Here is an 11,333-nt window from a genome sequence, read left to right as displayed (position 1 = left end):
CCTCACCCGACCCGCCCGGGTATCCAGCACAACGTACTGAACACACAAGAACTTAAGGAGAATCGATGAATTCCGCCGTGGAGGCCATCCTGGCCGATCGGGCGCTGACCGTGGTGCGCGCACCGGAGATTCCGGACCCGGTCGCATTGGCCGAGGCGCTCGCGGGATCCGGAATCCGAGCGGTGGAACTGACTTTCACCACGCCGGGGGTGCTGGAGTACATCGGCGACATCGCGAAGGCCGGGGTCGGAGTGATCGGTGCGGGCACCGTGCTCACTCGGGATCAGGCGGAATCGGCCATCGACGCGGGCGCGCAGTTCCTGGTCACGCCCGGCATCAGCGAGCAGGTCGCCGAGGTGGCGGCACAGCGGGAAATCCCGGTCGTGATGGGCGCTTTCACGCCGTCCGAGGTGATGTGGGCGATGGAACTCGGCGCGGCCGCGGTGAAGATCTTCCCCGCCAAGGCGCTGGGCCCCGGCTATCTGAAGGACCTGCACGGTCCCTTCCCGGATGTCCGGCTGATCCCCTCCGGCGGGGTCAATGCCGGTAATGCCGCCGACTTCCTCGCCCACGGGGCGGTCGCGGTCACCGCCGGAACCGACGTCGTACCCCCCGCCGCCGTCGCGGCGGGCGAATGGGCCGACATCGCCTCGCGTGCGGCCGCATTCGTTCGAGCTCTGAAATTCTAGTTGTGAACTGAGAGGTATCCCCATGGGCACCACCGTGGACTGGCTGCGTACCAGCACGCCGGGACTGCTGCTGCTCTGCGGTGCGGCGATTGCCGTACTGCTGATCGCGATCATCCGGTTCAAGCTGGAACCGTTCATCGCCCTGCTGCTCACCGGGCTCGCGCTGGCGCTGGCCGCCGGGCTGCCGGTGTCGCAGATCGTCGGCACCGCACTGAAATCCGGTGATTCGCTGCTGGAGACCGGATTCGGGTCGATCCTGGGGCATATCGCCGTCATCATCGGCCTGGGCACCGTGCTGGGCGCGATCCTGGAACGCTCCGGCGGCGCGGACGTCCTGACCCGCAGACTGCTGGATCTGTTCGGCGAGAAGGGCGCTCCCGTCGCGATGGGCCTGCTCGGGCTCATCTTCGGCATCCCCGTCTTCTTCGATATCGGCATCTTCGTGCTCGCGCCGCTGGTGTACGTGGCGGCCAAGCAGGGCGGCCGCTCACTGGTGCTGTACGCGCTGCCGATGCTGGCGGGCCTGTCGATGACGCACGCGTTCCTGCCGCCGCATCCGGGCCCGGTGTCGCTGGGCGGCTTGCTCGGCGTCAGCCTGGGTTGGCTCATCGTGATGGGATTCGTCTGCGGTATCCCGGGATTCATCGCGGCGGGCATCGTGTGGGGCAGCTGGATCGGCAAGCGGGTGCAGGTCGAGGTGCCGGACGAGTTCTTGATTCGCAAGCAGGACAAGGAATCCGACGAGACCGCCGATTCCCCCGGCGCCGCCACCGCGACGCTGGTGAAGCGGCCGCCGTCGGTGGGTCTGATCGGCGCGATCATCGCGATCCCGCTGATCCTCATCCTCGGCGCGACCTTCGGCAGCCAGCTGCTCACCACCGGCTCGAAACCGTTGCAGGTCTTGACCTTCCTCGGCACCCCCGCCGTAGCCCTGCTCATCACCGTGCTCATCGCCTTCTACGTGCTCGGCATCCGCCGCGGCTCGACGGTGCAGGAACTCAGCACCGTGACCGCCGAATCGCTGCGCCCGGTCGGCATGCTGCTGCTGGTGGTCGGCGCGGGCGCGTTCTTCGGAAAGGTCATCTCCGCCACCGGAATCGGCACCGCCCTGGCCCACACCATGGCCGCCGCCGGACTTCCCGTGATCGTGCTGGCCTACGTCATCAGCTGCGGCCTGCGCATCGCGCAGGGCTCGGCCACGGTCGCCATCGTCACCACCGGCGGCATCGTCGCGCCGCTGGTGCACGAGCAGGGCTACTCGCAGGTGGCACTGGCATTGATCGCCATGGCCATCGCGGCCGGATCCATCATCCTCAGCCACGTCAACGACGGCGGCTTCTGGATCATCTCGAAGTTCTTCAACCTCACCGTCAAACAGACCCTGCAGACCTGGACGGTCCTGGAAACCGTGCTCTCGGTGGTGAGTTTCGCGGTGGCGGGCGTGCTGTTCGCGATCCTCGCCTGACCCGAATTCCGAACGCCCCGTTCGGCGTTCGCCGAGGATTTGCGCCGCGGCCGGTGGGCCCCTTCTGCCCACCGCCGCGACATCGGATCCTCGCGGCACGCAGCGCGGAGTCGACGGCGACAGGCCGTGGGCTCCGCGTTCGTGCCGTCCCCTCGCGGACACCCGGTGTCGCCGTGCTGGCGCGTTGCACGGCCTGAGAAGCATCCCGGTGGAATGGGCTGCAGGTCAAGGCGCGGCCCTGTCCCAATTTGTCCCAGTTGCCGTTGCGATAGATTAGCCATCGGAAACAATTGCTCTCATATTTCTGATGGAGGTATCGGTGACTACGACCAGAGCGGAGATTGCCGACTATTTGCGAGGCAGGCGTGAGGCTGCCGGTTTGACCCGGGCGGAGCTGTCGCGGCGAGCCGGCGTCTCCGAGGCGCTGATCCAGAAGATCGAGCAGGGGACCCGGCAGCCCACCGCGGTGGCGCTGGGCGCGCTGTTCACCGTGCTGGAGGTGCCGGTGCAGGTGCGCGAGCATGTCGCCACCCTGCTGCAGCCGCAACTGGCCAGCTTCGGCACCGACATCACGCCGCCCGAGCCGTACGAGCTCGACTTTCTCAACGACATGCCGCATCCCGCGTGCTACCAGACCATGCCTGCCGTCGATCTGGTCGCCGCCAATGACGCGTACCTGCGGGCCTTTCCAGGACTCGTGCCGGGCGGTGTCATCATCGAATGGATGCTGCTGGACCCGCGCGCCCGGGAGGTCATGGCGGACTGGGAGCGCGACGCGCATTTCATGGTCTACGGATTCCGGTATATGGCCCCGGCCATCCACTCACCCGAGCGCATCGCGGAAATCGTCGAACGCTGCAGTGCCGCACCGGAATGGGAGCGCTTCTATTCGACCGAGGTCGGCCCGTCCGATCTCGGGCCACGGCCCACCCGGGTGCGTTCACCCGAGACCGGCGAGTGGGTGAACTATCACATTCAGGTATTCAAGTTCGAACTGCCGCAACGGCCTTGGTGGATCTACTCGCTGGTGCCCGTGGACTGAACGGTGGCGAAGTGCTGGCGGTAGCGTTCGGGGGTGGTGGCCATGCGCCGTGTGAAGACCCGGTGCAGGGTTTCGCCGTGGCGGTAGCCGATCTGGCGGGCGATCGCGCCGATGGTCAGGTCGGTGGATTCGAGCAGGCGGCGCGCCGACTCGACCCGTAGATCCTCGATGAAAGCCGCCGGGGTGCTGCCGGTTTCGAGGCGGAAGGCGCGGGCGAAATGGCGTTCGCTCAGGCCCGCGCGATCGGCGAGGGCGGCGATGGCGAGATCCTCGTCGAGGTGTTCGGGTAGCCATTGCTGTACCGCGCGGATGGCGGGGGTGCGGGCGGGCTGGGTGCGCAACTGGGCGCTGAACTGGGCTTGGCCGCCCGGTCGCCGGGCGAACACCACCAGCAGCCGCGCGACCAGGGCGGCGATCTCGCGGCCGTGATCGTCCTCCACCATGGCCAGCGCCAGATCGACGCCCGCGGACATCCCGGCCGAGGTCCAGCGATTGCGGTCGCGGACATAGATACGGTCGGGCTCGACCGTGATGCGCGGAAAGTGTTGCGCCATCAGGTCTGTCGAGGCCCAGTGGGTGGTGGCCCGATACCCGTCGAGCAGTCCAGCCGCGGCCAGCAGCAGCGCGCCCGCGCACACCGAGGAGATGCGGCGGGCCTTGCGGGCCAGCGCGGGCAGTTCCGGCACCACCGCCGCGGCTCCGGGACCGTCGACCATGCCACCGACGACGATCATCGTGTCGAAGTCCGCGCCCGCCGCGATATCGGCCAGCGAGTGCTCGACCGCGAGGGTGAGACCGCCGTCGGCGCTGATCGGGTGGCCGCCCGGGGTGGCCGTCACCAACCGATAGGGCGGAGTGTCGGTGACGGTGTTCCAGAGCGCCAGACTGTCGGGCCCGGCCGCCGGGCCACCGCGCGGCACCACCGGGGGCAGCAGTTCCGGTGGTGTCGCGGCGATGCCGTTGAGGACGGCGAACACATCCAGCGGGCCGGCCAACTCGGACATCTGCATGCCTTGGAAGGCAACGAAAACGATGGTGCGAGGCGCGGGCACCCCGCCATCATCGCAGTCGCGCACCATGTCCGCCACGGTCAGCCGCTGACCGATCCACGCGATCGGTGTCCGGCCGCTCCACACGGTCAGTTGCCGATCGATCCGGCGGTGTGCGGGGCGGCGTGCCGGTCCAGGAAGGGGATCAGCAGGGCGGCGACCCGGTCGGGGAACTGGGCGTGGGGGTAGTGGCCGCCGCGCTCGACCATCGTGAGGGTGCCGAGTCCGGGTTGCAGCGCCTCCACAATCGACCGGCCCTCCTGTTCCGGGTCCGGGAAATCGGGATCCTCCGAGCCCATGAGTATCAGTGCGGGGCACCGGACTTCGGCCAGGCGGGCGTGCGCGTCGGCCGGGGTGGTCTTGCCGGTCTTGATGAATTCCGCCCAGCGTCCGGGCTGTTGCAGCCGGGTCCGCAGTTCGGCGAGGTACTCCGGCTGGTCGGCGGGCACGGTCGGATAGGCCACGCCCCCGAGGTAGCGGAACCACAGTCGCGGCGACGACAACAGCTGAGTGCCGATGAGTTCGACCATGCCGCGGCGGTGGCGCGGGTTCGACCACAGCGCGCCGAAGTCGATGCCCTGCGTCAGCGTGAACGGGTCGATCTCGACGATCGCCGACACCAACTCCGGGGCCTCGGCGGCCGCGATGGTGGCCGAGCCGCCCGCCAGCGAGTGCCCGACGATCACCGCCGGACCCCCGAAATGCCGGATCACACCCAGCAGATCGAGTGCCACATCGGTGCGGCTGATGGCGGCCTTCCCGGTCACCGACGGCCAGTCCAGGCTGGAGTCGCCGTGCCCGCGCATGTCCACATTGACGACCCGGTACCCGGCCGCGACCAGCGGCGCGACCAGATGCCGGAAGTCCGCCCGCCACGTTCCCATGCCGTGCGAAAGCACCACCAGCGGGCCGGAACCCGCCACGTCACACGCGATCCGCCCGTGCTCCAACGTCACGAATTCGGTCATTTGTCTGTCCTTCCCAGCGATTTCATTCCGGCCGCCGCTGCGGCATGCCGAAATTGAACGCCGGAATCCGGCCCGAGCCGAGGGCTCGGGCCGGACGGATCAGTCGTGTGGCCGATCGAGTCAGTCGCTGACCGTGGTGGCTACCGGGTGGCGGTCGCCTCGGCCGGGCTGCGGTCGGGTGCGCCGAACCAGGTGGTGAGGGCGGCCCGCAGCGCGGCGGCGGCCGTGTCGGGTGTTTCGTCGACCGTTGCGGCCCAGGCGATGTAGGCGTCCGGGCGGATCAGCAGGGCGTCCGCGGGGCGATCCGCGGTGGTGGCGGTGCACAGGTCGACGCGATCGGACCATGCCTCGGCGATCTCGCGCAGGTCCGGGCGGTCGGCCAGGACCAGCAGGACCGGGCGGGCGGCGCGCATCAGGTCGGTGATGCTCGAGTCCCCGTCATCGGTTCGCAGCGGCAGGTCCGGGACCAGGGTTCCCGTCAGCGGGTGCTGGTTCGGGTTCGCGACCGGATACCGCAGCTCGGTGGCCCCGATGAGGGCGGCCAGGCGGTGCAATGCGGGCTCGTCGGTGAGCATTTCGGTGAACAGGTCGCGCAGCGCCTGCGCTGCCGGGTCGTCGCCGCGGCGCAGGGCCACCTGTGCCTGGGTCTGCATCATGATGCGGGTGCCCGCGTAGTGGCGTTCCTCGTGATAGCTGTCCAGCAGGCCCGCCGGTGCCCGGCCTTGCAGGTCGGCGGCCAGCTTCCAGGCCAAGTTGACCGCGTCCGACATGCCCGCGTTCAAACCGACGCCCGTCATGGGGAATCCGTGCGCGGCATCACCCGCCACCAGAATCCGTCCGGCCCGGTACTTTTCGGCCTGGCGAGCCTGGAACTGGTAGCGCGACAGCCGAATCGGATCGGCCATGGGCAGCTCGACGCCGAGGATGCGACGGATGCTGTCCTGCAACTCGGTCAGGGTCATCGGTTCGTTGTCGTCGGTTTCGTCGATCGCGTTCTCGGTGGTCTGGATCATCACCGTGCGGGTGGGTGAGAGCCCGCCCATCGCGAACACGCCATGCTCGGTCCGGGTGAAACCGGGGCTGATGACCCCTTGACCCGGGATCTCGATATCCCCGTTGTCCAGCGCGATCACCGATTCGGGCAGGATGACCTGGCCGAGCCGGTTGACCTCCGGATAGGTGATACCCGGGAAGTCGATTCCGGCCAGCGCCCGGACACGGCTGCGCGCGCCGTCGCAGGCCACCACATAGTGTGCGGAGAGCCGGTATTCGCCGTCCGGGCCGCGCACGTCGACGGTCACCGCATCGTCCTGCTGATCGACCCCGCTCACCTCGTGCCCGCGCCGTACGTCCGCACCGAGCTCGACCGCCCAATCATCCAGCAGCCCTTCGAGTTTCGGCTGCGGGAGGTGCATCGCCTGCAACGGCGAATCCGCCAGCGGACTGAAGTCCACCTGCATGCCGCCGAACGGAATCGCGGCCATCGCGGCCGCGAACTGGCCGATCGCCTCGAGCCGTGGCGTCAGACCCCGATAACCCAGCAATTGGACGATCTGCCCACTGAGGCCGTTGGCCTTCGGCACGGTCCGCAATTGCGGCGACCGCTCCAGCACCATCGGCCGCACCCCGGCCAGCCCCAATTCGGCGGCCAGCATCAGGCCCGTCGGGCCAGCACCCACGATGATCACGTCAGCATCAAATTCACGCACTCGCATTTTCCCCTTCGTGGATCTTTGCTCAGGGCAGCAATATTGCGGCATGACCGGGGTCTTGCCGCAAGCCCCCGGGTGCGATATACGTTGAAGAGGGGGAGGATTCGAGATCCTTCCCCTCTTCCACGGCTACCTCCCCAGATGCTGGCGCAGGAACCACGCGCCGTAACCGGGCTGCGAACTGGCCATCTGATTGTGCCGACCCGGCCGCGCCAGCAGGATCTTGTCCTCCGAGGCGAAGGCGTCGAAGAGCGCGAAGCTGGGTTGCCGGTCGATTTCCTCGTCGTGCCAGGCGACATCGAGGGTGAGCGGAATGCTGATCTGCTTCGCGATATCGAACAGCGCGTCGAAGACGAAGACGCTGCCGAACGTCGCCGCCTTGATCCGCGGCTCGACCGCGACCAGGTGCATGCCGATCACCGTGCCCAGGGTGATGCCGCAGAATCCGACGGGCGCGTCCGCGTCGATCTCCGGCAGCGCCTGCAATTCGTCGAGCGTCGCTTGCCATTCCGGCACGGCTCGCTCCGCGAGCGACAGGTTGAACTCGGCGATGATGGTGTCCATCGGCTGACCCGCGGCGCGGGCCGCATGCAGCTGTTCGGTCCACCGCTGATCCTCGGCATTGCGCGGCCGATCGCCGTGGCCGGGGGCGTCGATGGCGGCCACCGAATACCCCAGCTCGGTCACGAAATGCCGCGCATTGATCACCAGATTCGGTGCGCGCTTGTGCACGCCGCCACTGTGGCCCATGAGAATCAGCGGCGTACCCGCCACAGGAGATTCGGGCGACCAGAGCACGCCGGTGATCTCACCGATCGTGAAGTCGCGCTCGACGATGCCGTTCTCGGACGTCTCGGAAGTAAAGTTCATGTTCATGGCGGTGCCTCTCGGAATGTCTTGCTACCGAGGCGCTCCCAGCGACACGTCCTACGTTCGCCCAACCGCGACCACGATGGGGAGCACCCACACAGATCGATCGTTCATGGGTCTCACCTCCTCGCGGTGTCGTCACGGTTCGGCCGGAACCGTAGCAGACACCGACGGTGAGGTGTCAAGAGGCGGCTTGGTCACCGAGCCTGTGGCGCAGCACTTTTCCGCTGGGGTTGCGGGGGAGTTCGGGGAGTCGGATGAAGTGTTTGGGGACCTTGTAGCGTTCGAGGTGGGCGCGGATGTGGGTGCGGAGGGCCTCGTCGCCGGGGTCGGCGTCGGTGGTGACGAGGTAGGCGCGCAGGACTTGGCCGTATTCGGGGTCGGGGATGCCGACGACGATGACGTCGGTGACGGCCGGGTGGTCGGCCAGGGCGTTTTCGACCTCGCGGGGGTAGATGTTCTCGCCGCCGGAGACGATCATTTCGTCGTCGCGGCCGTCGATGTAGAGGCGACCCGCGGCGTCGAGGTGGCCCATGTCGCCGACATTGACGTAGCCGTCGCGGATTTCCTTGGCGGGGGCGGAGCCGGTGCGGTCGGCGGTGTAGCCGTGGAAGCCGAGGCCGCCGCGCACGAAGATGGTGCCGGTCTCGCCGACGGCAGCCGGGGTGCGGTCGGAGCGCAGAATGCGTACGGAGACACCGAGAATCGGGCGGCCGACGGTTGCGGGGGCGTACGCGAGGTCGGCGGGGGTGGCGATGGAGACGACGCCCGCCTCGGTGGAGCCGTAGCCGTTCACCAGGCGAGGGCCGAAGTCGCGCAGGAACTTTCCGATGGTGTTCGGGGAGATCGGGGCGGCGCCGGTCAGGGCCAGCCGCAGGGAGGTCAGGTCGTAGCGGCCGCGCACGTCCGGGGCCAGTGCGGTGAGGCGCTGGATCATGATGGGGACGCCGATGAACGCCGTCGCGCGGTGGCGTTCGATATCGGCCAGGGCCAGTTCGGGATCGAAGCGGCGGCGGGTGATGGCGGTCGCGCCGAGGGCGAGTTGACCGGCGAGTGCGCCGAGTCCGAAGCCGTGGAAGAGCGGGGGCGCGACGATCGCGATATCGCGGTGGCCCAGTCGGGCGGCGGCCGCCAGCGATGCGGCGGCCTCGAGGGCCGGGCGCAGGCCGATGCTGCGCGCCACGCCCTTGGCCATGCCGGAGGTTCCGGAGGTCAGCAGGGTGATCCGGGCGGCCTGACCGGCCCGTGGTGGGGCCGGATGCCGTTGTCGCGCAAGCTCGTCCAGGGTGATGATGGTCGAGACCGTACCGGGGTCGCTCCAGGCGCGGACCTGGACGCCGGGGTAGCCCGACTCGGCGATCGCGGCGAGGTACTCGTCGTCGTGGATCAGCGCGTCGGGTGCGTGACGTTCCAGGATGCGCGCCAATTGCGCGGCGGGTAGCTCGGTATTGAGGAATACCAGCTCGGCGCCCAACCGGCTGCCCGCGATCACCGCTTCGACGAAGCCACGATGGTTGCGGCACAACACGGCGAGGGTGCGCAGTTGCGGCAGGCGCGAATGCAGGCTCGAGGCAATGGCTTCCGAGCGGCGCATCAGTTGGTGATAGGTGACCTCGCCGGACTCGTCGATCAGGGCGACCCGGTCCGGATAGCGGGCCGCGGAGATCGCGATGATCAAGCCGAGTGAGGGTCCGTAGGCGTGATAGCCGCGCGCGATCGACACCGCGGCGGCCGGACCCACCGGGCGCAGCGCACCGGAGGACACGACGGCGGAAAGGGCACTGCCCCAATCGAGTACGGCTCTACTCCGCATCGCCGAACTCCTTGCCCGCGATCTTGTTGCCCTGCACCGCGCGCAGTGCCGCGTCGGTATCGCCGAGTCGCCGGTAGACGGCGGTGATCGCGATTTCGAGGGGCACCCGCAGCACCGGCGTCAGCACCGAGGTCACGTACCCGTAGGCGGGAATCATGATGCGCGGCTTGGTGATCAGCGCCCGCGCCACCCCGGTGGCGGCCTCGGCCGGGGATTGCCCGGGCAACGCCGACATCCAGCGGCTGGGCGCGCTCATCCGAGTGTGCATGAGCCCGGCGTAAATGGTGGTGAGGGTGACCCCGTCGGGCCGCGCCTCCATGCCTACCGCCCGCATCCACACGTCGAAGGCGGCCTTGGAGGACAGATAGAAACCCCATTTCGGCGTGGCAGGGAACAGTACGCCGACCGTCGAAATGTTCACGATGTGACCGCTGCGCCGCGCCCGCATACTCGGCAGCAGTGCCAGGGTGAGCCGCATAGGGCCGAGATAGTTGGCCGCCGAGGTGGCGGTGAGATCCTTGGGCCGGTCGTAGGACAGGTGGATCGAGCGCCGTAAGGACTTGCCCGCGTTGTGAATCAGATAGTCGACGTGGTCGAAGCGGGCCAGGATCTCTTCGGCGAAGGACGAAATCGATTCCGGCTCGGCCAGATCCAGGCGGATCGCGACCGCCTTGCCGCCGGCCGCGGTGATTTCGGCGGCGAGCATGTCGAGCTGATCGATCGAGCGGGCGCCCAGCACGACGGTCGCGCCCGCGGCGGCCAGCATGCGGGCGGTCTCCGCGCCCAGGCCGTGCGAAGCGCCGGTCACCACCGCGATCTTGCCCTCGACCTCGTGGCGCAAGCGTTCCGGATCGGAGATGCCGCGCGGCCCGATGAGCCATGCCGCGGCGCGCCCGACGGGCCCTGCCGCCAGTGCGTTGTTGGGTCGGTGCAGGGGATCCACTAGCTGGTCTCTTTCCGTGCGAGGTGAGGTGCGCCGGGCAGCTCCAGGAGCGCCGAGATGGTGCGCGAGGTGAGGGTGATGGACGGGTCCAGCGCCAAAGTCGTTTGCACCGTGGCGAATCCGGCCGCGAGGATCAGGCCCTGCAGAATGTTGCGATCCCGGTCGGGTTCGCCGAGCCAGCGGGTGGTGGCGCCCTCCACGAAGGCCAGCCAGCCGTCCAGGGCGATGCGAACGGTGGAACCTTCACCCGCGGAGACGATCTCGGTCAGCAGCGCCGCGGCCAGTCGATCCCGATGTCGCTCGTGCTGGGCCAGCAGCCGCTCATCGGCCCCGGCTCGCGGCGTCATGATCAGGGCGGTCCCGTGCTGCTGCACGAAATCCAGATAGATCCCGAGACCCTGCGAGAGCCTCTCCATCGCGGGACCGCGCAACTGCTGCAACCGATCCCAGAAGTCGTCGAACACCGCCTCGTGCACGGCCAGATACAGCTCGTACTTGCCGCCGAAGTGGTAGCCGATCGATCCGGCCGCCGCACCCGCCGCGGTCGCGATCTCCGCGATCGACACCTCCTCGTACCGCTTGGCGGAGAAGGCGGTGCGCGCGGCGGCGAGCAGGGTCGCGCGGGACTGCTGCCCGCGCCGATTCATCTGGACATCACGCGACGGGACATCACGCACGCCAGTTTTTGAATCGCGTTCAACTTTGGCCACGACGGCAGCATAGCCAACTTCTTGAATCGGATTCAAGAAGTGATTTTCCGGGCCCTGAACGGCCCGGACTTC

General features: G+C 68.4%; 10 protein-coding genes. 3 read left to right on the top strand and 7 right to left on the bottom strand.

Features of this window, described 5'->3' with window-relative positions; all coding sequences use genetic code 11:
• Positions 1-65 precede the first annotated feature (65 nt).
• The 3 genes from ACYVN4_RS44970 (at position 66) to ACYVN4_RS44960 (ending at position 3,196) form a co-directional block, all read left to right on the top strand.
• A complete protein-coding gene (locus tag ACYVN4_RS44970; RefSeq protein WP_460730417.1) occupies positions 66-689 on the top strand; it encodes a bifunctional 4-hydroxy-2-oxoglutarate aldolase/2-dehydro-3-deoxy-phosphogluconate aldolase in 624 nt (207 codons plus the stop codon).
• A gap of 22 nt (positions 690-711) precedes the next feature.
• Positions 712-2,154 (top strand): GntP family permease, encoded by a 1,443-nt coding sequence (locus tag ACYVN4_RS44965; RefSeq protein ID WP_460730415.1) that lies wholly within the window; start codon positions 712-714, stop codon positions 2,152-2,154.
• Positions 2,155-2,473: 319 nt separating this feature from the next.
• Positions 2,474-3,196 carry a helix-turn-helix domain-containing protein gene (locus ACYVN4_RS44960; RefSeq protein ID WP_460730413.1) on the top strand — a complete coding sequence of 241 codons (723 nt, stop codon included), beginning with the start codon at positions 2,474-2,476 and terminating at the stop codon, positions 3,194-3,196.
• On the opposite strand, the gene ACYVN4_RS44955 is transcribed toward ACYVN4_RS44960, so the two are convergent.
• From ACYVN4_RS44955 to ACYVN4_RS44925, 7 genes are all read right to left on the bottom strand, one after another.
• Positions 3,172-4,275: a GlxA family transcriptional regulator gene (locus ACYVN4_RS44955; RefSeq protein ID WP_460730411.1), complete on the bottom strand. Its 1,104-nt coding sequence runs from the start codon at positions 4,273-4,275 to the stop codon at positions 3,172-3,174. The two genes, ACYVN4_RS44960 and ACYVN4_RS44955, sit on opposite strands and share 25 nt — an antisense overlap.
• A gap of 59 nt (positions 4,276-4,334) precedes the next feature.
• Positions 4,335-5,213: an alpha/beta fold hydrolase gene (locus ACYVN4_RS44950; protein WP_460730409.1), complete on the bottom strand. Its 879-nt coding sequence runs from the start codon at positions 5,211-5,213 to the stop codon at positions 4,335-4,337.
• A 140-nt stretch (positions 5,214-5,353) separates the two neighbouring features.
• Positions 5,354-6,922, bottom strand: coding sequence for an FAD-dependent monooxygenase (locus tag ACYVN4_RS44945; protein ID WP_460730407.1), 1,569 nt, complete (start codon positions 6,920-6,922; stop codon positions 5,354-5,356).
• Between the two features lie 132 nt (positions 6,923-7,054).
• On the bottom strand, positions 7,055-7,801 hold the full coding sequence (locus ACYVN4_RS44940) for an alpha/beta hydrolase family protein (RefSeq protein WP_460730405.1): 747 nt from the start codon (positions 7,799-7,801) through the stop codon (positions 7,055-7,057).
• Positions 7,802-7,976: 175 nt separating this feature from the next.
• Positions 7,977-9,608, bottom strand: a complete 1,632-nt coding sequence (locus ACYVN4_RS44935) for an AMP-binding protein (protein ID WP_460730403.1) — start codon at positions 9,606-9,608, stop codon at positions 7,977-7,979.
• Positions 9,598-10,551, bottom strand: coding sequence for an SDR family NAD(P)-dependent oxidoreductase (locus ACYVN4_RS44930; RefSeq protein WP_460730401.1), 954 nt, complete (start codon positions 10,549-10,551; stop codon positions 9,598-9,600). The genes ACYVN4_RS44935 and ACYVN4_RS44930 overlap by 11 nt, the downstream gene beginning before the upstream one ends.
• Entirely contained in the window at positions 10,551-11,261 is a 711-nt protein-coding gene (locus ACYVN4_RS44925; protein ID WP_460730399.1) for a TetR/AcrR family transcriptional regulator, read from the bottom strand. The genes ACYVN4_RS44930 and ACYVN4_RS44925 overlap by 1 nt, the downstream gene beginning before the upstream one ends.
• Between the last annotated feature and the right edge of the window lie 72 nt (positions 11,262-11,333).

The organism is Nocardia heshunensis (assembly GCF_054782115.1).
Note: the sequence above shows the minus strand (reverse complement) of the source record. Positions and strands in the feature narration are given on the sequence as shown.